A 23679-nucleotide genomic window follows, 5' to 3' on the forward strand; every position below is an offset into this window, starting at 1 on the left:
ATCCGGGAGCCGGTTCACCTGAAAATCTTAAAACCGTCACCCGCGGTTTCCTGGCTGTGCCCACTGACTTGGCGAAGACCACGAAACGGGCCGGGCCCATCGCCCGCCAGCGAAATGCAAATCAGGTTTTTAGGAGCGCTGTAATGCCTGAGATCTACCATTTCTTCCAACAACTGGTTAATGGATTGACCATCGGCAGCACCTATGCCTTGATCGCCATCGGTTACACGATGGTGTACGGCATCATCGGGATGATCAACTTCGCCCACGGCGAGGTGTACATGATCGGATCCTATGTGGCCTTCATCGCCCTCGCGGGCCTGGCCATGATGGGTATCCACTCGCTGCCGATCCTCATGACCGTGGCCTTCGTCGCAACCATCTGCGTGACCAGTGCCTACGGCTACAGCATCGAACGGGTCGCCTACCGGCCGCTGCGTAACAGCAACCGCCTGATCCCGCTGATTTCCGCCATCGGCATGTCGATCTTCCTGCAGAACACCGTGCTCCTGTCGCAGGACTCCAAGGACAAATCCATCCCCAACCTGATTCCGGGCGCCTTCTCGTTCGGCCCGGGCGGTGCGGAGGAAGTGCTGGTGTCCTACATGCAGGTGCTGGTATTCGTCGTCACGCTGGTGGCCATGACCTGCCTGACCCTGTTCATCTCCCGTTCCCGTCTGGGCCGCGCCTGCCGCGCCTGCGCCGAGGACATCAAGATGGCCAACCTGCTGGGCATCAACACCAACAACATCATTGCCCTGACCTTCGTCATCGGCGCCGCCCTGGCAGCCGTGGCGGCCGTGCTGCTGAGCATGCAGTACGGGGTGATCAACCCCAACGCCGGCTTCCTGGTAGGCCTTAAAGCCTTCACCGCAGCGGTTCTGGGCGGCATCGGCAGCATCCCGGGCGCCATGCTCGGCGGGCTGGTGCTGGGTGTGGCCGAAGCCTTCGGCGCCGACATCTTCGGCGACCAGTACAAGGATGTGGTGGCGTTTGGCTTGTTGGTTCTCGTCTTGCTGTTCCGGCCGACCGGCATCCTGGGCCGTCCGGAGGTTGAAAAAGTATGAACAGAAATCTCAAACAGGCGTTCTTCAGCGCCTTGCTGGTCTGGGCCGTCGCCTTCCCGGTGCTGGGCCTGAAGCTGAGCATCGATGGCATTAGTCTGATCGTGCACAGCCAGGGCAGCTTCACCATCAGCATCATTGCCGTGTGTTCGATACTGATGTTCCTGCGTGTGCTGTTCGACAAGCAGTGGAGCTCAGTGATGGGCGGGCGTTCCGATCGCAAACTGATCCCGCCTTCGGTAAGCAACTTCCTGACCCTGCCCAAGACCCAGCGCTGGATCATCCTGGGCCTGATCGTGGCCGCCCTGATCTGGCCGTTCTTCGGCTCGCGCGGCGCGGTCGACATCGCCACCCTGATCCTGATCTACGTGTTGCTGGGCCTGGGCCTGAACATCGTGGTCGGCCTGGCCGGCCTGCTCGACCTGGGTTACGTCGGTTTCTACGCCGTCGGCGCCTACAGCTACGCCATGCTCTCGCACTACCTGGGCTGGAGCTTCTGGGTCTGCCTGCCGATCGCGGGCCTCATGGCCGCAACCTTCGGTTTCCTGCTCGGCTTCCCGGTACTGCGCCTGCGCGGCGACTACCTGGCGATCGTCACGCTCGGCTTCGGCGAAATCATTCGCCTGTTCCTGCGTAACCTCACCGACTGGACCGGCGGCCCCAACGGCATCAGCAACATCCCCAAACCCGAGTTCTTCGGGCTCACCTTCGAACGCCGTGCGGCAGAGGGCATGCAGACCTTCCATGAGTTCTTCGGGCTGGAATACAACTCGATCAACAAGGTCATCTTCCTCTACCTGGTCGCCCTGCTGCTGGCATTGCTCGCGCTGTTCGTGATCAACCGCCTGCTGCGCATGCCGATCGGGCGTGCCTGGGAAGCGCTGCGCGAAGACGAGATCGCCTGCCGCGCGCTGGGCTTGAACCCTACCGTGATCAAGCTCTCGGCCTTCACCCTGGGCGCCTGCTTCGCAGGTTTCGCCGGCAGCTTCTTCGCTGCGCGCCAGGGCCTGGTGACGCCGGAGTCGTTCACCTTCATCGAGTCGGCGATCATCCTCGCCATCGTCGTGCTTGGCGGCATGGGCTCTCAGTTGGGCGTGATTCTCGCGGCCATCGTGATGATCCTGCTGCCTGAGCTGATGCGTGAGTTCAGCGAATACCGGATGCTGATGTTCGGTGCGCTGATGGTGTTGATGATGATCTGGCGTCCGCAAGGCCTGCTGCCTATGCAACGTCCACACATGGAGCTGCGTCGATGAGCCGCGAAATTCTGCAAGTCAGCGGCCTGAGCATGCGCTTCGGCGGCTTGTTGGCGGTCAATGGCGTGGGCCTGACCGTCAAGGAAAAACAGGTGGTCGCCCTGATCGGCCCGAACGGTGCCGGCAAGACCACGGTGTTCAACTGCCTGACCGGCTTCTACAAGCCAAGTGGCGGCACCATCCTGCTCGACGGCCAGCCGATCCAGGGCCTGGCCGGCCACCAGATCGCCCGCAAGGGCGTGGTGCGGACCTTCCAGAACGTACGCCTGTTCAAGGAAATGACCGCGCTGGAAAATCTGCTGATTGCCCAGCACCGCCACCTGAACACCAACTTCTTCGCAGGCCTGTTCAAGACCCCGGCGTTCCGCCGCAGCGAGAAGGAAGCCATGGAACGGGCCCAGTACTGGCTTGAGAAGGTCAACCTGACCGAGTTCGCCAACCGTACCGCCGGCACCCTCGCCTACGGCCAGCAACGCCGGCTGGAAATCGCCCGCTGCATGATGACCCAGCCACGGATCATCATGCTCGACGAACCGGCAGCAGGCCTGAACCCCAAGGAAACCGAAGACCTCAAGGCCCTCATCGGCTACCTGCGCGAATCCCACAACGTGACCGTGCTGCTGATCGAGCACGACATGAAACTGGTGATGAGCATTTCCGACCACATCGTGGTGATCAACCAGGGCACACCCCTGGCCGATGGCACGCCGGAGGAAATCCGCGGCAACCCTGATGTGATCAAGGCCTACCTGGGGGAAGCGTAAATGCTGAAGTTCGAGAACGTTTCCACTTTCTACGGCAAGATCCAGGCGCTGCACAGCGTCAACGTGGAAATCAACCAGGGCGAGATCGTCACGCTGATCGGCGCCAACGGCGCCGGCAAGTCGACCCTGCTGATGACCCTGTGCGGCTCGCCACAGGCACACAGCGGCAGCATCAAGTACCTGGGCGAAGAGCTGGTCGGCCAGCCCTCCTCGCACATCATGCGCAAGAGCATCGCGGTGGTGCCGGAAGGCCGCCGCGTGTTCGCCCGCCTGACTGTCGAGGAAAACCTGGCCATGGGCGGTTTCTTCACCGACAAGGGCGATTACCAGGAGCAGAAGGACAAGGTCCTGCAACTGTTCCCGCGCCTGAAGGAGCGCTTCACCCAGCGCGGCGGTACCATGTCCGGTGGCGAGCAGCAGATGCTGGCCATCGGCCGCGCGCTGATGAGCAAACCCAAGCTGCTGCTGCTCGACGAGCCGTCGCTGGGCCTGGCGCCGATCATCATCCAGCAGATCTTCGACATCATCGAACAACTGCGCCGTGATGGCGTGACGGTGTTCCTGGTAGAGCAGAACGCCAACCAGGCACTGAAGATCGCCGACCGCGCCTACGTGCTGGAGAACGGCAAGGTGGTGATGCAAGGGACTGGTGAGGCATTGCTGACCGATCCGAAGGTGCGTGACGCGTACCTGGGTGGTTGAATGATCAAAGGGCCTGCGGGCCCTTTTTTCATGATCCCGCGAAATACGACACTGGGTGATGACCCTTGTGAAGCCAACGCTCGCTGGGTAACGTGACTCCCCTCGATACCCGCGACCCCGGAGTCTGCACGATGCGTCTCACCCCTTCCCTGCTGCTCGCCGCCCTGCTGCCCCTGTTCGCCGGCTGCCAGATGCTCGCCGAACAACCGAGCGACCCGAACGTCGGCACTACCCGCATGCAAGGCGAACTCAGTGCAGCCAATGGTCAGTTGCTGTTCAAGCCCTGCAGCGAGGCACGTCGCTTCGTGGTCAAGGATGCCGCTGGAACCGGCATCCTGCAGGAAGCCGCCAACCTCGCCAGTGGCCCCAAGACAATGCTGTTCGCCGATATCCGTGGGCGCCTGGCCGGCAGTCGCGAGGCCAACAGTGACGGCCAGCTGGACGTTACCCGGCTGTACCGAGTCGAAGCCTCGGCCAGTGCCTGCGAAGACCCCAACTTCAAGCAACTGACCCTGCGTGCTGGCGGGCACGCACCCGACTGGGACATCAAGGCCAGCGGCAAGGGCATGGTGATCAACCGTGAAGGCAAGGATCCGCTGCCGCTGCCGTTCCTCGAAGAGCAGATGCCCGGCGGCGGCCTGAGCCTGTCCAGCGAAGCCAACGGCCAGCGCGTCGAGCTGTGGGTCGCGCCGCAGCGCTGCGTGGAGCCTGGCACTGGCGCCGTACGTCACCTGCGCGCCGAACTGCGCATCGATGGCCAGGCCCTGCAAGGCTGTGCTTACTACGGCGGTGCGCGCGACAACTGATCATCGGGTACTTTTATCCTGCCAGTCGGGGCGGCGAACAGCTTATACTTGGCGGTTTGAGTAAAGCCGCCGGCCGCCCCATGGCCGGGATACTGGACCCTGCCATGCTACGAATCACCGAACTGAAGCTGCCCCTGGACCATCCCGACGAAGCCTTGCGCGAGGCTATCGTCCAGCGCCTGGGGATCCGCGACGAGCAACTGCTCGGCTTCAACCTGTTCAAGCGCAGCTACGACGCACGCAAGAAGAACAGCGAACTGCTGTTCATCTACACCATCGACCTTGAAGCCAGCAACGAAGCCGAGCTTCTGCACAGGTTCGCCGATGATCGCAATATCAGCGTGGCGCCGGACGTCAGCTACAAGTTCGTCGGGCATGCCCCGGCCGATCTTCAGCAACGTCCGATCGTGGTCGGCTTCGGCCCGTGCGGCATCTTTGCAGGCCTGCTGCTGGCGCAGATGGGCTTCAAGCCGATCGTGCTCGAGCGCGGCAAGGAAGTACGCCAGCGCACCAAGGATACCTGGGGCCTGTGGCGCAAGAGCGTGCTCAACCCTGAATCCAACGTGCAGTTCGGCGAAGGCGGCGCCGGCACCTTCTCCGACGGCAAGCTGTACAGCCAGATCAAGGACCCGCAGCACCATGGCCGCAAGGTGCTCGAAGAATTCGTCAAGGCAGGCGCACCGGAGGAGATCCTCTACATCAACAAGCCGCACATCGGCACCTTCCGCCTGACCAGCATGGTCGAGAAGATGCGCGAGGAGATCATTGCCCTGGGCGGTGAAATCCGCTTCCAGGAGAAGGTCACCGACCTGCTGGTCGATGGCGAACAGCTCACCGGCGTCGTTCTGGAAAGCGGCGAACAGCTGCACTCGCGCCATGTGGTGCTGGCCCTGGGGCACAGTGCCCGCGACACCTTCCGTATGCTCCACGCCAGGGGCGTGTTCATGGAGGCCAAGCCCTTCTCGGTGGGCTTCCGTATCGAGCACCCGCAATCGCTGATCGACAAGGCGCGCCTGGGCAAGTATGCCGGGCACCCGAAACTCGGCGCCGCCGACTACAAGCTGGTCTACCACGCCAAGAATGGCCGCTCGGTCTACAGCTTCTGCATGTGCCCGGGCGGTACCGTGGTCGCCGCCACCAGCGAGCCGGGGCGCGTAGTCACCAACGGCATGAGCCAGTATTCGCGCAATGAGCGCAATGCCAACTCTGGCATCGTCGTGGGCATCGACCCTGAGCGTGACTATCCGGGCGGCCCGCTGGCCGGCATCGAGTTGCAGGAGCGCCTGGAAGCCCACGCCTATGTCATGGGCGGCAGCAACTACCAGGCGCCGGCGCAACTGGTCGGCGATTTCGTCGCAGGTCGTGCGTCCACGGCGCTGGGCAGCGTCGAACCTTCCTACAAACCAGGCGTCACTCTCGGTGACCTGGCTCCCAGCCTGCCAGACTTCGCCATCGAGGCGATTCGCGAAGCGCTACCGGCCTTCGATCGCCAGATCAAGGGCTACAACCTGCACGATGCAGTGCTGACCGGCATCGAGACACGTACCTCGTCGCCACTGCGCATTACCCGTGGCGAGGACTACCAGAGCCTGAACCTCAAAGGGCTGTTCCCGGCCGGTGAAGGGGCAGGCTATGCCGGCGGCATCCTGTCGGCGGGCGTCGATGGCATTCGGATCGCCGAAGCGGTCGCGCGCGACATACTGGGAATCAAGGCCTGACGCCCCGAGCCAGGCCAGTTGCACGGGCTATTGCCGAGTACTGCGGTTCTTGCGGTACTCGGCCACATAGCCCAGCTTGCGGCTCGCAGTCTTGTCCAGTTCCTTGCGGTCAACGCTGTGATAACCGCCCAGTTGGCGCGCAGTGAAGCCGCTGTCGCCAACAACCTCGTCCGGGGCCAGCGTCACCATCAACCTGGCGGCTGCGGCAACCGCCTGCCGATAACCGCTGCGCTCATCAAGATCGAAAGCTGCCAGCGGCAACGTTCCCCGCAGCCAGTTGCCCCAGTAAAATTCGAGAAACTCAGGCGCCACGTCACCGGAGCGCGGCTTGTCGTAGCCAACCTTGCGGGCGAAGTACACCAGGGACCGATACGGGTCATCGGCCATATCACTCAAGCCAACATGGGCGGGTAGCTGGGCAGGTTTGATCGGTTTGCCGTCAGCATCGCGCAGCCAGGTCTTGCGGGCCTGCTGCATGCGCTGCCAGAACTGCGCAAGGTCGGTGCTGTCGCTGAAATCGTCGGTAACTCTCACCCAGACCTTCAAGCCACGACCGGCCCACTCGGCGAGGCTGGTGAAACCATGGTGACCATCTGTGAGATAAAGGCGCCCGCCCGGGCCGACGACGACCGTCTTCATGTCGGCCTTGCGAGTACCTATGGCGGCCTCACAGACAAAGCTGTCAAGATTGCTCAACTCGGCGCCTTTGCCCACCGCACGAGCCTCGCCCTGCCCGTTGACTTCACAATAGTCATCGAAGGCTCTTTTCGGCTCGGCGGCATAACGACCCAGCTTGTAATAGATCTGGTCGAATCCGATGACAGCCTGGGTTGGGTGCACCTGCTCGATGCTGACCTCCAGCAGCTGTCCGATGCGGACAGGCTCGCCATCGGCTCGGGCTTGGGCACAGAGCAGAAACAGCGCCAAAACGGTAGTGCAGAAGCGGATCATGGTATTCCTCGCGGTCAGGCAAGCCCCGGAGCACCGGGGCTGCTACATGTCTGGTCCAGGCCTCAGAAAACATACTGCAGGCGCATCGCCACGGCGTCGCCAGAGTCATCACCGGCCTGGTTGCTGATGCCATCGACGTTTGTTTTCACATAATTGGCCGAAACCTTGACCTGATCATTTACATACCAGTTGACGCCCAAGGTGTGCAGCTTCGCCCGGTTACCCAGGTAACCGCGCTCTTCGACTCGCGCGGCATCGAAGCGGTAGAAGACCTCCCATGCCCCCAGTTGCTTGTCGGACGGCTTGACCTTGTCGAACTTGCCACCGTTGAGTTTGTAACCCCGAGGCTCGCCAGTGAGGGTGTAGGCCAACTGGCCGTAGTACCCCTCAGCTTTTCGATCATTGCGCCTGGTATCCGATACTGCATCAAGATCCCGGCGCAGGTACTCGGCCTGCACCGAAAAAGCCCCCCGCGCCCAGGCGGCTTCCAGCCCCCAGACCGCATCACCGTCGTAGGCTCCGGCAACACCGGGAGCAAGGTCCACGCGGTTGCCGTTGACAGCGTCCTCGGAGGTTGCGCGCGCGCCCAGGCGTGAACGGATACGGCCGTTGCTGGCAACCTTGTCCATATCACTCATGGCGTAATCGACACCAAAATGCAGCACATTGCCAGGCTCGGCCCAGGGCGCGACGACGGCGCGGAGGTTATAGATATTGGTGTTCTTGCCGTTCTTGTCTTCCTGCCCCTTGGGGCGATTGACACTGGCGACGCCATAGAACAGATCGGTGCTGGCGCTCAATTGCACGCCCATGCCGTCTGCATGGTCGGCTACCCACGGGGCCAGATCGCCGAGCAGGCTACGCTCCATGGCGGTTGTCCATTTGGAACTGGTAGCTTGCTCCAGCCCGAAGTCGGGATCAAAACGCCCCAACTTGATCGTCACCGGCTCCAGCGCCAGGTAGCTGACAGAGGCTTCCTTCCAGGACGTCGCACCGTCGTCGGCGAAATCGATGGAGAACTCATAGGACCAATCACCATAGGCCTTGCCATTGAGCTCCAATCTGGCACGACGCAGGAAAGCCTCGTTCGCGCGCTTGCCATTCTTGCTATAGATACCGTCGAACTCACTGTAGTCAGCCTGCAACAGGCCACCTATCTGGAAAGCGAATTGTTTGTCGGTCGTGGCAACTTCAAGCCCCCCCTTGGTCTTGATGACGATATCAGCCCCATCGGTTGTAACGGTACCGGCTGATGCCTGGGTGCTGACCATCAATCCCAGAGCGCCCGCAGCAAAGCCGAAACGACAGCTTGCCAGGCGGTGAATAGCGTTCATGCAACTTCTCCCAAAGTAATGGTTTTCTACCGCCGGACCACAGCCGATCGGTGGCAGCAGAGCCTGTTGGGAGCGCATTACAGTTAGGTTTCCTTGAAATAATTAGCCAATAAAATCAGAGAATTAGTGAGTTTTTTTGAAATTTCACCAGCCATGTTCTTGGAAGGCAGACACCCAATTCTGTAGAGAGCGGGGGAACGATCCGAGCAGGATGTAGGCCAATGCGCAGTCCCCAACTCCCCCTCCGTGACGCCTGTTTCGAAGAAAAGCGTTGCAGCACAGATTTCAACGGTAAAACGGCTCGGCAGTTGGCTGAATATTCCTGGAATCCAGAGGGATACCTCCGCCCAGGAGTCAGATAGCCAAAGCGCAATCATTTATAACAAAAAAGAATATAGTTTTTGTTTTAAAGAATATCGCCGCACGTTAGGGTGTACGCCCGTTCCGTTCAAATACGTACTGGAGACGCTCGCCCGTGCGCAGCCTTATCAATCGTTTCCTGCAGCTGGAGTCTGCCAGCGGCCTGCTGCTCATCATCGCGGCGGTCATTGCCCTGATCGTCAACAACTCACCCCTGTCGCACCTGTACATGGGCTTTCTCGACGTTCCTGTCGCGGTGCAGATCGGCGCCCTGCAGATCGCCAAGCCGCTGCTGTTGTGGATCAACGATGGCCTGATGGCACTGTTCTTCCTGCTGATCGGCCTGGAGGTCAAGCGCGAGGTACTCGAAGGCCAGTTGTCCAAGCCCTCGCAGATCATTCTTCCTGCCACTGCGGCGGTCGGCGGCATGCTGGTACCGGCGCTGATCTACTGGTTCATCAACCGTGACAACCCCGCCACACTGGCTGGCTGGGCCATCCCTACCGCCACCGACATCGCGTTCGCCCTTGGCGTGCTGGCGCTGCTCGGCAAGCGTGTACCGGTATCGCTCAAATTGTTCCTGATGACCCTGGCGATCATCGACGACCTCGGCGCGATCATCATCATCGCCCTGTTCTATTCCGGCGAGCTTTCGAACATGGCATTGATGCTTGCCGGAGCTTGTCTGCTGGCGCTGCTGGGCATGAACCGCCTCGGGGTGAAGAAGCTTGCGCCGTACCTGATCGTCGGGCTGGTCCTTTGGGTCTGCGTGCTGAAGAGCGGCGTCCATGCCACCCTCGCCGGCGTGGCGCTGGCAATGTTCATTCCCCTGGGCACCGGCGACAAGAAAAATGCCTCTCCACTGCTCACCCTGGAGCACGCGCTACACCCCTGGGTGGCCTACGCGATCCTGCCGCTGTTCGCGTTCGCCAATGCTGGAGTATCGCTGACCAATGCCAGCGCGGAGAGCTTCACGCATTCGGTGCCCATGGGCATCGCCATCGGATTGCTGCTGGGTAAGACGGTTGGTGTGTTCGGCCTGACCTGGATGGCCATCAAGCTGCGCCTGGCCGCCCTGCCCGCGGGCGCCAACTGGGGCCAGGTGTTTGGCGTCGCGATTCTGTGCGGTATCGGTTTCACCATGAGCCTGTTCGTTGGCTCCCTGGCCTTCCCATCCGGTGTCAGCGAGTATGCCGGGGAGGACCGCATGGGCATCCTCACCGGCTCGCTCTTCGCGGCGTTGATCGGCTATGCCGTGACTGCGGCGGCCAGCCGCAAGCGACAAGTATCGGTTGCAACCAGCTGATAGCATCAGGCACAAAAAAACCCCGACCGGCCTCGCCGGATCGGGGTTTTCTTTGCGCTGCGAAATCAGTGAGTGACGCGGCTGGTGCCATCGACGGTCATGATGCGCACACGTTCACCAACGCGGAAGATCTCGTTCTGCTGCACTTGCTGCACATAGGCGCGCATGCTGCCGTCGTCTTCACGAACGGTAATTTCAACGCCTTGGGTGCGGGTCAGGCCTTCTTCAGCGGCCGAGCCTGCCAGGCCACCGGCCACGGCACCGATCACCGCAGCAACGATACTGCCGCGACCACCCCCTACGGCGCTGCCCGCGACGCCACCGACAATGGCACCGGCGCCACCGCCGATCGGAGTCTTGGTACCCTCGATCTTGACCGGGCGCAGGGATTCGATCGTGCCCATGCGCACAGTCTGCACGCGACGGGCTTCATCTCGAGAGTAACTGTCACCGGTCAGGCTGGACTGGCAGCCACCGAGCAACAGCGCCATGGTGGTGAAGCTTGCCACCATCAAAACGGATTTACGCATGGGGAATCTCCATAAGTCAGGTGTCTATTAGACTCCCCGTGTGGATGGGTGTCACGACACAAACGTTATTAAATTGTTTTCATTCAGCTCGAGTACAGGCGCCAAGCAGCTTGCCGCCCACTTCACCAATGAGACCAAGAATAGTCGTGGATTACTTCATCGTCGCAATGACAGGGGGCGCTGGACTGTGTTTTCGCCGCTGAAGACGGGATGAAGATCAAGCCGTACCGGGTAATGGCGAGGGCCGCAAGCGGCCCCCTGGCAATCACGGAGCCAACCGCTCTCGCTGCCACTGACCATCGACCAGCCGGTAATTGAGGCGATCGTGCAAGCGGCTGGAGCGCCCCTGCCAGAACTCGATCCGCTCAGGTAGCAAGCGGTAACCACCCCAATGGTCCGGGCAATGCGGCTGAGTGTCGGAGAACCGCGCCTCGGTAGCCTTGACCAAACCTTCGAGCGCTGCGCGATCGGCGATCACTCGGCTCTGTGGCGAGGCCCAGGCCCCCAGCCGACTGCCCAGAGGACGTACCTGGTAGTAGTCGTCCGACTCTTTTGCGCTGACTTTTTCCACTCGCCCTTCGATGCGCACCTGGCGCTCGAGCGCCGGCCAGAAGAACGTCATCGCAGCGAACGGATTGACCAGCAATTGCTGGCCTTTGGCGCTTTCATAGTTGGTGAAGAACGTGAATCCGCGCTCATCGAGCCCCTTGAGCAACAGCACCCGACAATGCGGACGCCCTTCACCGTCAACCGTGGCAAGGGTCATGGCATTGGCCTCGACAGGCGGCTGTTCGGTCTTCACCGCGTCGCCGAACCAATGGTGAAACAGCGCGAACGGCTCACCCGGTGCCTGGGCCTCGGCCAGGCCATCACGGGTGTAGTCGCGCCGCATGTCGGCCAGGGATTGAGTCATGGCTGCGTTTCCTTAGACGATCAATTGGTCTTCGCAGGGCTGTTGGCGGCGACTTTCTTGTCGGCAGCAGGCGCCGCTTTCTTGGCTGCGGGCTTGGTTGCTGGCTTTTTCGCGGCCGGCTTGGCTGCAGCCTTGGCGACAGGCTTTTTCGCAGCGGGCTTGGCTGCAGCCTTGGCAACAGTCTTCTTCGCGGCGGGCTTGGCATCAGCGGCCTTGGCGGGTGCCTTGGCATCCTGGGTGGCAACCATCGCCGCAGGTACCGGTGCCGGGGCTGCCTGCTGGTACTTGGCCAGCAAGGCGACCATGGTGTTCTGCGGGGTCAGCAGCATTTCCACACGGCGGTTCAGGGCTCGCCCCTCGACGCTGTCATTGGCCGCGCGTGGCATCACGGCGCCCATGCCCTTGAGGGTCAGGCGGTCACGCTGCAAGCCGCTCAAGCGGAAGATCGCCGAGACCGACGCGGCACGCTCGAGGCTGAGCTTCTGGTTGGCGACGGCGACACCGCTGGTATCGGCATGGCCAAGTACGAGCACGGCAGTCTTCGGGTCGCCTTCGACGATCTTGGCCACACGGGTGATCGGGCCCAGAGAAGACGGCAGCAGCATGTTCGGGCGGTCCGGGTTGTAGGAGCCGTCGACCGGCAGGGTCACCGCAAGCACGTTGTCACGACGCTCGATTTCAAGCTTGCTGTCTTTGGCGGCCTCGCGCAGCTTCGGTTCGTACTCGTCCAGCCAGGCCTGGGTAGCCTTCTGGTCGATCTTGGGCACTGCCGGCGCCTCGGCCTGCTTGTCGCTCGAGCCGAACGGCCACCACCAGCGGCTGCTGCTTTCAGACTTCGCATCGGCTTGGACGACCTTTTCGGTCACCGCGTCCTTCACGTCCTGTTCGGCAACCTTGTCCGAACCGAAGGGCCACCAGCTGAGGCCGCCGTCCTTCGAAGCGTCCTGGGAGTGGCTGGCGCAGCCGGTCATGGCCAGGCACAGGGCAAGTGCTAAGGTTTTTTGTGAAGACATCAGCGATACACCATGAATTAGAAAGAAATTTTGCCCACACACACGAGGCGTTGGCATTGAGGATAGTCAAAGGAATCGGGCATTACCCGCATTACCCGATCAAAGGCAACTACCCAGTACCCGCACCAGTTTCTGCGCACGGGGGTCCATCAATACGTAGGGGCCAAGGGTATTGGTGACGAAACCGAAGGCCACGTCGTGCTCGGGGTCGGCGAAACCGACCGATCCACCCGCCCCCGGATGACCGAAAGCCCGAGCACCCAGGCCGAAGGTGGCGTTGGCGACATCCGGCTGGTCGAGCATGCAGCCCAGGCCAAAACGGGTCTGGGTCAACAGGGTGCGATCCTGCCCAAGGCTATGCTCGCGGGTCAGTTCATCGAGCAGTTCGGATTCCAGCAGGCTGCCATCGAGCAGGCCGGCATAGAAGCCCGCCAGGCTGCGGGCATTGCCGTGGCCATTGGCAGCCGGTTGCTGCATGCGGCGCCACTCGGGTTTGTTGGTGCTGGTGAGGATCGCTGGCGGATTGGTGAAAGCACGGGTCGACAACGCCTCAGGCTCGCGCATGGTCACCTGCAGCAAACGCTGGGCTGCGGCATCACCAGGATTACCCTTGCCACGGGCGATATGCGCCACGCGGTGGAACTCCTCATCGGCCAGCCCCACATGAAAATCCAGCCCCAACGGGCGCGCAGTGCGGGCGACGATCGAGTCACCAGGGCCACGGCCATCGGCGCGGCGGATCAGTTCGCCGATCAGCCAGCCATAGGTGATGGCGGCATAGCCATGCTCGCTGCCAGGGGTCCACCACGGCGTTTCGGCCGCCAGGGCGTCGACCATGACCTGCCAGTCGTAGAGGGCCTCGGCCGGCAACAACTCACGGATTGCCGGCAGGCCGGCGCGGTGGCTCAGCAACTGGCGCAGGGTAATGCCGTCCTTGCCCGCCTGGCCAAACTCCGGCCAGTAACGGGTCACCGGCACGTCCAGGGCCAGCTTGCCCTCACCCACCAATTGCAGCGCAGTCACAGCAGTGAAGGTCTTGGTGCAGGAAAACAGGTTGGCGATGGTATCGCTGTGCCACGCCTGCTGGCCGTCCTTGTCGGCGCTGCCGGCCCACAGATCGATGACGGTTTCGCCACCAACCTGGATGCACAGCGCCGCGCCACGCTCCTGGGGATCATCGAACAATGCGGCAAACGCGTCGCGCACCGCTTCGAACTTCAGCTCATAGTGGCCCTGGATCTGCACCCGCCTACTCTCCGTACGACCTGTCTCACAAAGTCGTGCATTGTTTCAGTAGTTGGCGGGTTTGCCTACTGAATGTGGCTGGAAGGTTGTAAGCAAAACCCCAGAGGTTAGGCGGCCAGTACTGGCCGGAACCCAACTGCTGTGCTCAGGGCGCCATGACCTCAAGCCCCCTGCGCAATTGCTCCAACGCCTGCTGGTTGCTCCGCCTTACCGCCTCGACAAACCCCGGATAGGCCACGTCGGTAATACCGACCAGGCCCAGATGCCCATTTTCCCCGTCGAGCAGACGCCCGCTGGCTGGCTGGTCGAGGTATTGGAACCAGTGAGCACCCACGATCATCGGTTGAGCGAGCGCTGCCTTGAGGAAATTGCCGTAGGCAGGCCCACGGTCCTCTTCACGCGCGACCTCGAGCGGCCCTGGCCAGAACGGGCCACGGTCACGGGAGCCGAACTGGAACTCCGAGACCAGCACCGGCTTGTCCAGCTCGGCCAACCGGGCGAAGTCGTAGCCGTCCTCGGGCTTGAGGGTATAGAAGTTGAAACTGAGCACATCGCAGAACTCGGCACAGGCCTTCACTGCCTCAGGTGTACTGACCGCGTAGCGTCCACCCAGCAACAAATGGTTGGGCGCATGCCATTTCAGCGCATCGGAGATGGTCTTGAAGTAAGTCTGTGCAAACACCTGTTGGAAGTACTGATAGTCACGCTCGATTTCCGGGTGCTCAGGGTTGGGCAGTGGCGCCTCGAAACCGGGGTCCTCCATGAGCTCCCAGGCTTTCAGTTCGATACCCCACGCCTTCGACAGCCCCTCCTGGTTTCGGTACTTGTCACGCAACTGCTTGAGGAAGGCGCGTTTGGCCGGCACATCGGTGGTCAGGCGCAAGGTGCCGTAAGCCAGGCCATACCGTGCCTTGGGATCATCGCCCGGCGCCGCCCAGGCCAGCTCGTTGTCCGCGAAATAACCGATCAGCCACGGGTCGTCGCGATGATCCCGCGCGGCAATGGCCACCGCACGTTCTGTAGCCATGGCAAATCGCGGGTCGAACGGGTCGGGCATGCGCCCCCACCAGTCCATGCCGGTGCTGATACTGGCATAGTCACCGACGATCGACAGCGGCAGGGTGTACGGCATGCGCCTGGCCTGGCTCAGGGCCGGATCGCTCCAGTTCCCCAGGGTGTTGAACCCCCAGGCCTGCAAACGATCGAGGCTGTGCACCTGCCAGCGTTCGGCATCGACACCGGCGGCCGGGCAGTCCACCGGAGGCTGCCCCTCGGGCGCCGGGGCGCAGGGCTTGGCATAGGTGCGCTGCAGATTGGCAGCATAGAAGTCATACCAACGCCCTTGCTTGAAGCCACGCCCTTGGGAAGACGCATTACCGTCGTCATTGTTGCCTTGGCCATAGAACGCCGCGAGCGGATCGCCCTCCCCAGGCAACCCTTTGAACATCGATTCTCGGCCCTCGACGTAGGTGCGCCCGCCATCGGCGGCCACCGCGTTGACGCCCAGTGAGTAGAACGGGTGCCCCTGCGGGGTCACCAGGAACCAGCGGCCGTCGCGCTTTTCAGTGCGGAAGAAGCCGGTGGCTTCGAAGGTCGGTCCGGCCACCAGGCCGCCGTACGTGTCCAGTTTCTGCTTCTCGCGCTCGGCCAGCCAGGCCTTGAGTTGCTGGCGCTCACGGGCATCGGCGGCCTTGAGTTGCTCATCGTTGACGATTTTTTCCGGCCAGCGACCTCGGGTGGACTGGCCATAGGCATCGATCAAATCGCCGTAGGCCGCCCGGTATGCCTGGTCATCATCCTGTATCCCGACCTTTTCGATCAGCAGGTTCTGCGCGACCTTGGGTCGGGGAATGCTCAGGCTGATCGAAACCACCTGTTTGAGATCTACTTCGCCCGTACTGCTGGTCAACAGCACGCGTTGCCCTTCGTACGTCCAAGGCATCGGCGGACCGGCACGCATGCCCTGACTCAACGGAGAACTGGCCTTTAGCGGCACCATCACCGTTTGCGCCGGGCCCGCTGGCAGGTCGATGCGGCTGGTGAGCGTACGCCCATCGCTGCCCAGCAGCGTGACATCCACGGTCAAGGCCCAGTCCATCGCACTTTGCAGGCGTAGCGTCAGAAACTGCCCTGTCGACCAGTCCCAGGTCCCTGACTGCGGGCTGAGGCGCAAGGTCGGGCGCTCCACCGGGTTGAATACCACGCGCCGCAGCACTTCGCCTTCGGCTGTTTGCTCCGCGTTGTACTGCGGCATCCCCGTGTCTTCGGTGGTCACGGTGACGACCGAAGTCGGGCGCACGAAGCTGAACAACGTCTGCTGGGCTGCCAGCAACGGGGTACTGAACAACAAGGTGAAAACGACGGGCAAGGTACGGCGGATCATGTGGACGTGGCTCTCCTTCAAGGCCCTCATGGACCTGGTCGAGTCATGGACAACGGGCCGAGCATCATGCTCCGGCCGTTACTGGATCTCCCGCCGGAAGGGCGGCAGCGCATTGAGAATAGCCTTGCCGTAGCGCTGGGTGACCAGGCGTCGATCGAGCAAGGTGATGACACCACGGTCCTGCTCGGTACGCAGCAGACGACCGCAGGCCTGGATCAGGCGCAGGGAGGCGTCGGGCACGGCGATTTCCATGAACGGGTTACCGCCACGCGCCTCGATCCACTCCGCCAGGGCCGCCTCGACAGGGTCGTCCGGCACGGCGAACGGAATCTTGGCGATGACCACGTGCTCGCAATAAGCACCTGGCAGGTCGACGCCTTCGGCAAAACTGGCCAAGCCAAACAACACGCTGTGCTGACCGTCATCGACCCGGGCCTTGTGCTTGTTCAGCGTCTCCTGCTTGGACAGGTTGCCCTGGATCAGCACCAGCTTGCGCCAGTCGCGGTCCAGGCCATCGAACACGTCCTGCATCTGCTTGCGCGAAGAGAACAGCACCAGCGCGCCACGGGCGTCTTCGACGATGTTCGGCAATTCGCGGATGATCGCCGCAGTATGGCCCGCCGCATCGCGCGGGTCGGCGCCCAGGTCGGGCACCCGCAGCAAGCCGGCATCGCCATGGACGAATGGGCTGGGCACGACGCAGGTCACCGCATCACGCGGCAGCCCGGAGCGCATGCGGAAGCGGTCGAACTTGCCCAGAGCCGTCAAGGTCGCCGAAGTGACCAGTGCACCATGGGCAACGCTCCACAGGCTGCGGCGCAGCATTTCGGCGGCGAGAATCGGGCTGGCGTTGACCTCGATGTCGAACAGCGCCCCACTCTCGGCCAGGGTCAGCCAACGCGCCATGGGCGGGCTGTCTTCCGGGTCTTCGGCGGTGAAGGCGGTCCACAGCTCCCAGTTGCCCTGGGCACGGGTGACCAGGCTGCCGAACAGCGGGTACCACTCTTCGGCCTGGTGGCTGGCGATGCCGATGTTGACCTCACCGTCCATGCCTTCCTTTAACAGGTCGGCAAGCCGGGTGAACAGATCGTTGAGGCGGGAGAAGCCCTTTTTCAGCTCGATGCCGACCTCGCGGATCTGCTCCGGCACCACGCCCCCCTCGAAGCGGTAGCGCGGGCGATCGCGCCCCTCCATGTCTTCACCGGGCCGGAAATCGGCAACCTGTTCGCACAGGGTGAACATGAACTGCTGCTGGGTGCGGATTTCCCGCGCCAGCTCCGGCACCTGCTCGATCAGCTTGCCCAGGTCGCCTGGCAACGGGTGCTGGGCCAACAGCTTGGTGAGGTTCTTGGCCGTCTGCTCCAGCCAGTCGGCTGTGGAGCGCAGCCGCGAATAATGGGCGAAATGGCCGATGGCCTTGTCTGGCAGGTGATGGCCTTCGTCGAACACGTACATCGTGTCGCGCGGGTCGGGCAGTACCGCGCCACCGCCCAGGGCCAGGTCGGCCAGGACCATGTCGTGGTTGGTGACGATCACATCGACCTTGCCCATGCCTTCGCGCGCCTTGTAGAACACGCACTGCTGGAAGTTCGGGCAATGTCGGCCGGTGCACTGGCTGTGGTCGGTGGTCAGGCGCGCCCAGTCCTGGTCCTCGAGGGTTTCCGACCAACTGTCCCGGTCGCCGTCCCAGCGGTTGCCGGCAAGTTTCTCGATCATGCTGTTGAACAGCTTCTGGCTGCGCTCGTCGACTTCGATGTGGAAGCCTTCTTCTTCGAACAGCTGGGCGGTCGCCGACTGGGCGTGGCCCTCCTGCAGCAGCACGTCGAGTTTGGACAGGCACAAGTAGCGCCCACGCCCCTTGGCCAGGGCGAAGCTGAAGTTCAGGCCGCTGTTGCGCATCAGGTCGGGCAGGTCCTTGAAGACGATCTGCTCCTGCAGGGCGACGGTGGCGGTGGCGATCACCAGGCGCTTGCCGGCGGCCTTGGCGGCGGGAATCGCGGCGAGGCTGTAGGCGACCGTCTTGCCGGTACCGGTGCCGGCCTCGACCGCGACCACGGCAGGTTCGCCGGCCCGGCGACCTTCATCATCGCAGGCGATGTCGCCGAGTACCTTGGCCACTTCGGCGATCATCAGGCGCTGGCCGTAACGCGGCTTGAGGCTCTTGGCTTCGAGAAAACGCGAATAGGCGCCCTGGATGGTGGCTTTGAGTTCGTTGCTGATCATGGTCTGCGGGCGCCCGAAGGGCTGGATATATTTTCAGTGTTTCGCATGGGGCGGCTATCATACCCCGCTATTGCCCTTTGTGCCGCATGGAGATCCGGATGCTTGCCTTTGCCCTGCCCTACACACTGCATGTCCTGGCCGCCCTTGTCTGGGTTGGCGGGATGTTCTTCGCCTGGCTGGTACTGCGCCCGGCAACGGTCGCAGCGCTGGAAGGGCCCGCGCGGCTGCGGCTGTGGGTGGAAGTATTCCGACGCTTCTTCGGATGGGTCTGGCTGGCGATAGCGGTGCTGGCGATAAGTGGTATCGGCATGTTGCACCTGCGATTTTCCGGCTTCGAGACCGCGCCCCGCTATGTACAACTGATGATGGGCGGCGGGATCGTGATGTTTGCCTTGTTCCTGCGCGTGCAGGCGCTGCTGCTGCCGGAACTGCGCGCTGCGGTGCAGGCCGAGGACTGGCCGGCGGGTGCCGGGGTGCTGGGCAGGATCCGACGGATGGTGGGGATCAACCTGCTGCTGGGCATTGCCGTGGTGGCAGTGGCCAGCGCTCGCGTCATGCTCTGAAGTCATCGACTCGGGGCCGCAACGCGGCCCTTGGGAACGCAAACGCTTGAGAGCGCAACACGCTCCCCGTCAAATCCGCTGCAGAATCAACTCCCCCGCGGTACCGGCAAGCCCCGGTTGCCCTGGCAGGCCCGGACGACCGTTGGCACCGGCCTCGGTGCGATACACCAGGCACCCCTTGCTCGCACCACCCTGCCCGGCCTTGCCGGCAGCGCCCGGCTTGCCCGGCGCACCACCATCGAGGCGTACCTGGATACGCTCCTGCGGGAAGTCTGCCGGCAGGGCCAGGCGAATCCGGCCTCCGGCCGCGCCGTCATGCCCATTTCCTCCGTTGTCACCGTTCGCGCCACGGCTGGCGGTGCCCCAGGTACACCCTCCGGCCGTGCCATTGCCGCCATCGAGGCCGGCATAGCCCGGTGCCCCGGCGCCGCCACGGGCGTCGATCGACAGCTGCTCGGCCTCCAGCGTTTGCAGGCGCAAGTCGAGGTCACGACCGGGACGCGCCGCACGCTCGTAGCTGCCCGGTGCCCCCGGCGCGCTGATTTCACTACCGACACCCAGCACGGCACTGCTCGCTTCGATGCTCAAGGCGCTTTGCGCCGGAGCGATGGCGATGCGCGCGTCACGGCCCAGTTCGAGGTGGTCGATCTTCAATGCGGTGAGCGTGGCGGGCAACAGCAAGGTCGCCGAATCAGCCACCTGCACGCGCTCCAGGTGCACGCTGGACGCCTTGTTCGGCAGGCGCAGCATCGAATGGGCAGCGACTTCGAGACTCTCGGCCTGGGCCAGCGGGGTGGCCAGCGCGGCCAGCAACATCAACTTACGCATGGCGCGAAGCCTCCTGCGGACGGGGAATGGACATGACATGGAAGATGCCGGTCAGCAGGATCTGCAAGCGATCGAACCAGCGATGGCTGCGCCCGCGCAGGCTGGCGTTGAAGAACAACACCTCCAGCACATGCAAGCCCAGCAGCGTGATGCCTGCCGCATTGATCAGCAGATTGAACGGCAGGGGTTGCGGCATCAACAGATTGACCAGCACCACCCACCAGAAAACCACCGTCAGGGCCTTGCCCAGGCCCAGGATGAACTTCATACCCCGCCCCCCGACTGTCTTGTACTGTCTTTGTTATGTGCGCGCGGCCCGTTCGAGCGGGCCGTGCGCACAACAGTACCGCCGCGCCAGGGCGCGCGCCAGAGGCGATTCAGTTCAGATGCAGTTCCACCCGTCGGTTCTGCGCTCGCCCTTCGTCGGTGTCGTTGTCGGCCACCGGCTCGCTTTCACCGCGACCTTGACTGGTCACCTTGGCCGGCGACAGTCCTTGCCCGATCAGGTACTGCGCAACACTGGCGGCGCGGCGTTCGGACAGGCCCTGGTTATAGTGGTCGGCGCCTACGCTATCGGTATGTCCGATCACCCTGATGGCCGTCACGCTGGGGTCGCCAAGTTTCGGCAACAGCGCTTGCAGGCGCTGTTGGGCTGGGGCCGACAGCTGTGCGGAGTCGAACGCAAACAGTACCTGGCCCTGATCGTCGAGGGTGATCACCTCAGGCGCAGGTGCTGGGGCCTCAGGTTTGGGCGTCGAAGGCGGATACTGCGGGAGCGGGCAGCCCATGTGGTCGACTGCCGTACCTTTGGGGGTGTCCGGGCAGCGATCACGACGGTCGAACACACCATCGCCATCTTCGTCACCATCCTGGGCGTAACAGATCAGGCCACCGGCGATGGCTCCGGCAACACCGGCACCGGTCGCCCAGCTGGAGCTTTCGATCGCGCCCAGACCGCCACCGACCAGCCCGCCGAGCAGGCTGCAGACCGGCCAGGTCCGTTGATTCAGGGGGGCGCTGCCATCACTGTGGGTGGCGCACCCGTTCAGCAGGCTGGAGGCCAGCAGCAGCGACACAGCCGTCTTCGACAAGGTATTCATGGGTCAGGTCCCCGGTGAATGCGCCCACGCCACGGCTAAAGACGTGGGCGCGGGCGGTCAGCGCTGGATCTTGATCTCGGTGCGGCGGTTCATGGCGCGGCCATCGGCCGTGGCGTTGTCGGCCACAGGCTGGGTCTCGCCAGCTCCCACTACCGAAACGAAGCTGCTGCGCGGTACGCCGCTGGTCACCAGATAGTCGGTCACCGAATGGGCACGACGCTCGGAGAGCTTCTGGTTGTAGCTGTCGGAGCCGACGCTGTCGGTATGGCCGGTCACGCTCAGGCGAGCGCTGGGTGCCTCCTGCTTAAGGCGCGTGGCGATGGTGTTCAGGCGCTCCTTGTCGGTTGCGGTCAGGCGCGCGGAATCGAACTCGAAGTGCACGTCACGGATGACGATGACTTCCTCCTTCTCGACCACGACGACTTCCTCGACCACAGCGACCGGCTCGGGTGGGCAGCCGTTGGCATCGACCTGCACGCCACGCGGGGTGCCTGGGCACTTGTCGCGGCTGTCGGGCACGCCATCGCCATCTTCGTCGCCATCGCCATGGGCCCAGCAGTAGCCCGCCGCCAGGCCACCGCCGAGCAACGCGCCCCAGCCGGCCCAGCTGGAGCTTTCGATGGCGCCCAGGGCTGCGCCACCCACGCCCCCGACGGCAGCACACTTCGGCCAGTCGGTTTTTTGCAAACCTGCACAACCAGTCAACACACTGGTGAGCAGAACCAGGGGTATCGCTGTGCGTACTATGCTCATTTTCGTTGCTTCTCCTAGGGGGATCGGTGCAGAACCGATGCTCTGGGAGTAAAGACCGCCTATTCCCTCTCTGCCAGCAATTAGCCACGACGCGATGCTGCGCCTCTTTGCCGTCGGAGCTGGGACCGCTAGTCTTGAGCGACCTGAACGAGGATTGGCAATGACCGACGGTTTTTCCCATCGTACCCCCCAACAGGCCCTGGCGGCCCTTCTCGAGCGCTTCGCACCCGCGCGCCTGCTGTTGGTCGGCACACGTTTCCCGGCCCTGGAGGCCTTCGCCGCAGCTCACCCGACGGTGCAACTGTCGGTGGCGGCGCCCGGTCCGTTGCCTGCCGACCTGGCGGCGCAACGCTTCGACCTCGCGGTGCTGGTCGATTGCCTCGAGCACTTGCCCAAGCGCAGCGGGCTGGAACTGCTCGGCGGCATTCGCAATCTGAATGCCAGCAAGGTCGCGGTGCTGGCCGACCTGGCCGCCTGTGGCTGGCAGGACACCGATTTCTTCGCCCTGGCGCTGTCAGCCAGCGAGAAATTCCGTCGCGACGAGCAGGTACTGAGCCTGTTCACCTATGATCTACATGACTACAAGCAGGTCCCGGACTGGCTCAATGCCAAGTTCTGGGCGAATCCGCAAAACTTTGGCAAGTACTGGTGGTGATTTCATGAGTGTCTCGGTCTGCCCCTGTGGCAGCGGCAATCTTCTCGACGCATGCTGCGGGCACTACCATGCCGGCACCCCGGCACCGGATGCCCAGACGCTGATGCGCTCGCGCTACAGCGCCTATGTGCTGGGGCTGGTGGATTACCTGGTAGCCACCACGCTTCCCGCCCAGCAGGCCGGGCTGGACCGCGCCGGCATTGCCGCCTGGAGTGCACAGAGCACCTGGTTGGGGTTGGAGGTGGAAAGTGCGCAGGTCCTGGGGGGGCAACCGGAACATGCGTTCGTCACCTTCACGGCACGCTGGCACGACCAGCAGGGTGACCACCAGCACCGCGAGCGCTCGGCTTTCGTGCAGAACGCCGGGCGCTGGTACTTCATCGACCCGACCGTCGAGCTCAAGGCGGGGCGCAACGACCCCTGCCCCTGCGCCAGCGGGCAGAAGTTCAAGAAATGCTGCGCCAGCTACCTCGGTAACCGATGATGAATGCCCTGGCCCGCCTGCTCCTGCTTGGTCTCACCCTGGCCCTGCTGGGGGGCTGTGCGGGATGGGGCGGCCACGACTGGCGCGAGCCGGAGGTGCACCTGGTCAGGGTGGAAACCGTCAAGGCGCGTCTGCACCAGCAGGAGTTCATCCTGCACCTGCGTATCGACAACCCCAACGACAGCCGCCTGTTCATCCGCAGCCTGTCGTACGCAATCCGGCTCAATGACCTGCTGCTGGTGCAGGACGAGACCAGTGTCTGGCGCAGTGTCGGCGGACATGCCCGGCGTACCTTCAAGATCACCGCGCGCACCAACCTGTGGCAGCACCTCAAGCCCCTCGCCAAACTGCTGAAAAGCGGCAATCCGCTGCACTACACCCTGCAAGGCGAACTCAATACCGGCCTGATCAGTCGACGGGACCTGCACTTGTCGCGCAGTGGTGAGATAATCCCCGGCGATCTTCAACCGGAGTAACCCGCAATGACCCAGCAACCCCATGTCCATGGCCCCGACTGCAACCACGGTCACGATCATCACCATGATCATGACCACGGCCATGTGCACGGCCCCCACTGCAACCACGGCCACCAGGAACCGGTGCGCAACGCCCTGAAGGACGTCGGACGCAACGATCCATGCCCGTGCGGCAGCGAGAAGAAATTCAAGAAGTGCCACGGCGCGTAACACGGCTCCGGGTGGCGCTGCGTTTGCCGCTTGCAGCCCGAC

General features: G+C 63.1%; 24 protein-coding genes. 12 read left to right on the forward strand and 12 right to left on the reverse strand.

Going from position 1 to position 23679, the window contains the following annotated elements; all coding sequences use genetic code 11:
* Positions 1-143: 143 nt before the first annotated feature.
* From livH to IAE40_RS15920, 6 genes are all read left to right on the forward strand, one after another.
* The gene (gene livH / locus IAE40_RS15895) at positions 144-1067 is read left to right on the forward strand and encodes a high-affinity branched-chain amino acid ABC transporter permease LivH (RefSeq protein ID WP_054891750.1); all 924 of its coding nucleotides are present in this window, start codon (positions 144-146) and stop codon (positions 1065-1067) included.
* Positions 1064-2320, forward strand: coding sequence for a high-affinity branched-chain amino acid ABC transporter permease LivM (locus IAE40_RS15900; protein ID WP_054891751.1), 1257 nt, complete (start codon positions 1064-1066; stop codon positions 2318-2320). The genes livH and IAE40_RS15900 overlap by 4 nt, the downstream gene beginning before the upstream one ends.
* Positions 2317-3084 carry a high-affinity branched-chain amino acid ABC transporter ATP-binding protein LivG gene (gene livG / locus IAE40_RS15905; protein ID WP_054891752.1) on the forward strand — a complete coding sequence of 256 codons (768 nt, stop codon included), beginning with the start codon at positions 2317-2319 and terminating at the stop codon, positions 3082-3084. Before IAE40_RS15900 ends, livG begins: the two co-directional genes overlap by 4 nt.
* Positions 3085-3786 (forward strand): ABC transporter ATP-binding protein, encoded by a 702-nt coding sequence (locus IAE40_RS15910; protein ID WP_153774031.1) that lies wholly within the window; start codon positions 3085-3087, stop codon positions 3784-3786.
* 131 nt (positions 3787-3917) lie between these two features.
* Positions 3918-4592, forward strand: coding sequence for a COG3650 family protein (locus IAE40_RS15915; RefSeq protein ID WP_200603523.1), 675 nt, complete (start codon positions 3918-3920; stop codon positions 4590-4592).
* A gap of 104 nt (positions 4593-4696) precedes the next feature.
* The gene (locus tag IAE40_RS15920) at positions 4697-6310 is read left to right on the forward strand and encodes an NAD(P)/FAD-dependent oxidoreductase (protein WP_153774029.1); all 1614 of its coding nucleotides are present in this window, start codon (positions 4697-4699) and stop codon (positions 6308-6310) included.
* Positions 6311-6337: 27 nt separating this feature from the next.
* Here IAE40_RS15920 and IAE40_RS15925 read toward each other — a convergent pair whose 3' ends face one another.
* Both IAE40_RS15925 and IAE40_RS15930 read right to left on the reverse strand, forming a co-directional pair.
* On the reverse strand, positions 6338-7261 hold the full coding sequence (locus tag IAE40_RS15925; RefSeq protein WP_153774028.1) for a ParB/Srx family N-terminal domain-containing protein: 924 nt from the start codon (positions 7259-7261) through the stop codon (positions 6338-6340).
* A gap of 62 nt (positions 7262-7323) precedes the next feature.
* Positions 7324-8595: an OprO/OprP family phosphate-selective porin gene (locus IAE40_RS15930; RefSeq protein WP_153774027.1), complete on the reverse strand. Its 1272-nt coding sequence runs from the start codon at positions 8593-8595 to the stop codon at positions 7324-7326.
* 475 nt (positions 8596-9070) lie between these two features.
* On the opposite strand from IAE40_RS15930, the gene nhaA reads away from it, so the two are divergent.
* Positions 9071-10261, forward strand: coding sequence for a Na+/H+ antiporter NhaA (nhaA, locus tag IAE40_RS15935; RefSeq protein WP_063543485.1), 1191 nt, complete (start codon positions 9071-9073; stop codon positions 10259-10261).
* A 65-nt stretch (positions 10262-10326) separates the two neighbouring features.
* Here nhaA and IAE40_RS15940 read toward each other — a convergent pair whose 3' ends face one another.
* The 6 genes from IAE40_RS15940 to dinG form a co-directional block, all read right to left on the reverse strand.
* Entirely contained in the window at positions 10327-10791 is a 465-nt protein-coding gene (locus IAE40_RS15940) for a glycine zipper 2TM domain-containing protein (RefSeq protein WP_054891758.1), read from the reverse strand.
* Between the two features lie 265 nt (positions 10792-11056).
* A complete protein-coding gene (pdxH, locus tag IAE40_RS15945; protein WP_153774026.1) occupies positions 11057-11704 on the reverse strand; it encodes a pyridoxamine 5'-phosphate oxidase in 648 nt (215 codons plus the stop codon).
* A 20-nt stretch (positions 11705-11724) separates the two neighbouring features.
* Positions 11725-12717 (reverse strand): OmpA family protein, encoded by a 993-nt coding sequence (locus IAE40_RS15950; protein ID WP_153774025.1) that lies wholly within the window; start codon positions 12715-12717, stop codon positions 11725-11727.
* A gap of 99 nt (positions 12718-12816) precedes the next feature.
* Positions 12817-13962, reverse strand: coding sequence for a serine hydrolase domain-containing protein (locus IAE40_RS15955; protein WP_054891761.1), 1146 nt, complete (start codon positions 13960-13962; stop codon positions 12817-12819).
* A gap of 145 nt (positions 13963-14107) precedes the next feature.
* Entirely contained in the window at positions 14108-16345 is a 2238-nt protein-coding gene (locus IAE40_RS15960; RefSeq protein ID WP_200603524.1) for a beta-galactosidase, read from the reverse strand.
* A gap of 78 nt (positions 16346-16423) precedes the next feature.
* A complete protein-coding gene (gene dinG, locus IAE40_RS15965; RefSeq protein ID WP_200603525.1) occupies positions 16424-18568 on the reverse strand; it encodes an ATP-dependent DNA helicase DinG in 2145 nt (714 codons plus the stop codon).
* Positions 18569-18666: 98 nt separating this feature from the next.
* Here dinG and IAE40_RS15970 point away from each other — a divergent pair, with 98 nt between their 5' ends.
* The gene (locus IAE40_RS15970) at positions 18667-19131 is read left to right on the forward strand and encodes a CopD family protein (RefSeq protein ID WP_153774023.1); all 465 of its coding nucleotides are present in this window, start codon (positions 18667-18669) and stop codon (positions 19129-19131) included.
* A gap of 69 nt (positions 19132-19200) precedes the next feature.
* On the opposite strand, the gene IAE40_RS15975 is transcribed toward IAE40_RS15970, so the two are convergent.
* The 4 genes from IAE40_RS15975 to IAE40_RS15990 form a co-directional block, all read right to left on the reverse strand.
* Positions 19201-19959, reverse strand: coding sequence for a collagen-like protein (locus tag IAE40_RS15975; protein WP_200603526.1), 759 nt, complete (start codon positions 19957-19959; stop codon positions 19201-19203).
* Positions 19952-20227, reverse strand: a complete 276-nt coding sequence (locus IAE40_RS15980; RefSeq protein WP_065863069.1) for a DUF1145 domain-containing protein — start codon at positions 20225-20227, stop codon at positions 19952-19954. Before IAE40_RS15980 ends, IAE40_RS15975 begins: the two co-directional genes overlap by 8 nt.
* 109 nt (positions 20228-20336) lie before the next feature.
* Complete coding sequence (locus IAE40_RS15985) at positions 20337-21059, reverse strand: OmpA family protein (RefSeq protein WP_054891767.1); 723 nt, start codon at positions 21057-21059, stop codon at positions 20337-20339.
* A 57-nt stretch (positions 21060-21116) separates the two neighbouring features.
* Entirely contained in the window at positions 21117-21812 is a 696-nt protein-coding gene (locus IAE40_RS15990) for an OmpA family protein (RefSeq protein WP_054891768.1), read from the reverse strand.
* A 160-nt stretch (positions 21813-21972) separates the two neighbouring features.
* Here IAE40_RS15990 and IAE40_RS15995 point away from each other — a divergent pair, with 160 nt between their 5' ends.
* Genes IAE40_RS15995 through IAE40_RS16010 form a run of 4 tightly spaced genes read left to right on the forward strand, consistent with a single transcriptional unit; the run spans position 21973 to position 23637 of the window.
* Positions 21973-22467 (forward strand): DUF6231 family protein, encoded by a 495-nt coding sequence (locus IAE40_RS15995; RefSeq protein WP_200603527.1) that lies wholly within the window; start codon positions 21973-21975, stop codon positions 22465-22467.
* 4 nt (positions 22468-22471) lie between these two features.
* Entirely contained in the window at positions 22472-22951 is a 480-nt protein-coding gene (locus IAE40_RS16000; protein WP_063543470.1) for a YchJ family protein, read from the forward strand.
* Positions 22951-23427 carry an LEA type 2 family protein gene (locus IAE40_RS16005; RefSeq protein WP_153774046.1) on the forward strand — a complete coding sequence of 159 codons (477 nt, stop codon included), beginning with the start codon at positions 22951-22953 and terminating at the stop codon, positions 23425-23427. The genes IAE40_RS16000 and IAE40_RS16005 overlap by 1 nt, the downstream gene beginning before the upstream one ends.
* Positions 23428-23433: 6 nt before the next feature.
* Complete coding sequence (locus IAE40_RS16010; RefSeq protein WP_012313055.1) at positions 23434-23637, forward strand: SEC-C metal-binding domain-containing protein; 204 nt, start codon at positions 23434-23436, stop codon at positions 23635-23637.
* Positions 23638-23679 lie beyond the last annotated feature (42 nt).

Origin of the sequence: Pseudomonas sp. S44, assembly GCF_016624805.1 — a bacterium.
GTDB lineage: Bacteria > Pseudomonadota > Gammaproteobacteria > Pseudomonadales > Pseudomonadaceae > Aquipseudomonas > Aquipseudomonas machongensis.

Excerpts from the sequence above, each read along its gene's own strand:
- IAE40_RS15925 (WP_153774028.1), bottom strand. The coding sequence starts at position 7,261 with ATGATCCGCTTCTGCACTACCGTTTTGGCGCTGTTTCTGCTCTGTGCC.
- pdxH (WP_153774026.1), bottom strand. The coding sequence starts at position 11,704 with ATGACTCAATCCCTGGCCGACATGCGGCGCGACTACACCCGTGATGGC.
- IAE40_RS15980 (WP_065863069.1), bottom strand. The coding sequence starts at position 20,227 with ATGAAGTTCATCCTGGGCCTGGGCAAGGCCCTGACGGTGGTTTTCTGG.
- IAE40_RS15910 (WP_153774031.1), top strand. The coding sequence starts at position 3,085 with ATGCTGAAGTTCGAGAACGTTTCCACTTTCTACGGCAAGATCCAGGCG.
- IAE40_RS15920 (WP_153774029.1), top strand. The coding sequence starts at position 4,697 with ATGCTACGAATCACCGAACTGAAGCTGCCCCTGGACCATCCCGACGAA.
- IAE40_RS15990 (WP_054891768.1), bottom strand. The coding sequence starts at position 21,812 with ATGAGCATAGTACGCACAGCGATACCCCTGGTTCTGCTCACCAGTGTG.
- IAE40_RS16005 (WP_153774046.1), top strand. The coding sequence starts at position 22,951 with ATGAATGCCCTGGCCCGCCTGCTCCTGCTTGGTCTCACCCTGGCCCTG.
- IAE40_RS16000 (WP_063543470.1), top strand. The coding sequence starts at position 22,472 with ATGAGTGTCTCGGTCTGCCCCTGTGGCAGCGGCAATCTTCTCGACGCA.
- livG (WP_054891752.1), top strand. The coding sequence starts at position 2,317 with ATGAGCCGCGAAATTCTGCAAGTCAGCGGCCTGAGCATGCGCTTCGGC.
- IAE40_RS15915 (WP_200603523.1), top strand. The coding sequence starts at position 3,918 with ATGCGTCTCACCCCTTCCCTGCTGCTCGCCGCCCTGCTGCCCCTGTTC.
- IAE40_RS15975 (WP_200603526.1), bottom strand. The coding sequence starts at position 19,959 with ATGCGTAAGTTGATGTTGCTGGCCGCGCTGGCCACCCCGCTGGCCCAG.
- dinG (WP_200603525.1), bottom strand. The coding sequence starts at position 18,568 with ATGATCAGCAACGAACTCAAAGCCACCATCCAGGGCGCCTATTCGCGT.
- IAE40_RS15985 (WP_054891767.1), bottom strand. The coding sequence starts at position 21,059 with ATGAATACCTTGTCGAAGACGGCTGTGTCGCTGCTGCTGGCCTCCAGC.
- IAE40_RS15930 (WP_153774027.1), bottom strand. The coding sequence starts at position 8,595 with ATGAACGCTATTCACCGCCTGGCAAGCTGTCGTTTCGGCTTTGCTGCG.
- IAE40_RS15960 (WP_200603524.1), bottom strand. The coding sequence starts at position 16,345 with ATGATCCGCCGTACCTTGCCCGTCGTTTTCACCTTGTTGTTCAGTACC.
- IAE40_RS15900 (WP_054891751.1), top strand. The coding sequence starts at position 1,064 with ATGAACAGAAATCTCAAACAGGCGTTCTTCAGCGCCTTGCTGGTCTGG.
- IAE40_RS15995 (WP_200603527.1), top strand. The coding sequence starts at position 21,973 with ATGACCGACGGTTTTTCCCATCGTACCCCCCAACAGGCCCTGGCGGCC.
- IAE40_RS16010 (WP_012313055.1), top strand. The coding sequence starts at position 23,434 with ATGACCCAGCAACCCCATGTCCATGGCCCCGACTGCAACCACGGTCAC.
- livH (WP_054891750.1), top strand. The coding sequence starts at position 144 with ATGCCTGAGATCTACCATTTCTTCCAACAACTGGTTAATGGATTGACC.
- IAE40_RS15940 (WP_054891758.1), bottom strand. The coding sequence starts at position 10,791 with ATGCGTAAATCCGTTTTGATGGTGGCAAGCTTCACCACCATGGCGCTG.
- IAE40_RS15970 (WP_153774023.1), top strand. The coding sequence starts at position 18,667 with ATGCTTGCCTTTGCCCTGCCCTACACACTGCATGTCCTGGCCGCCCTT.
- IAE40_RS15950 (WP_153774025.1), bottom strand. The coding sequence starts at position 12,717 with ATGTCTTCACAAAAAACCTTAGCACTTGCCCTGTGCCTGGCCATGACC.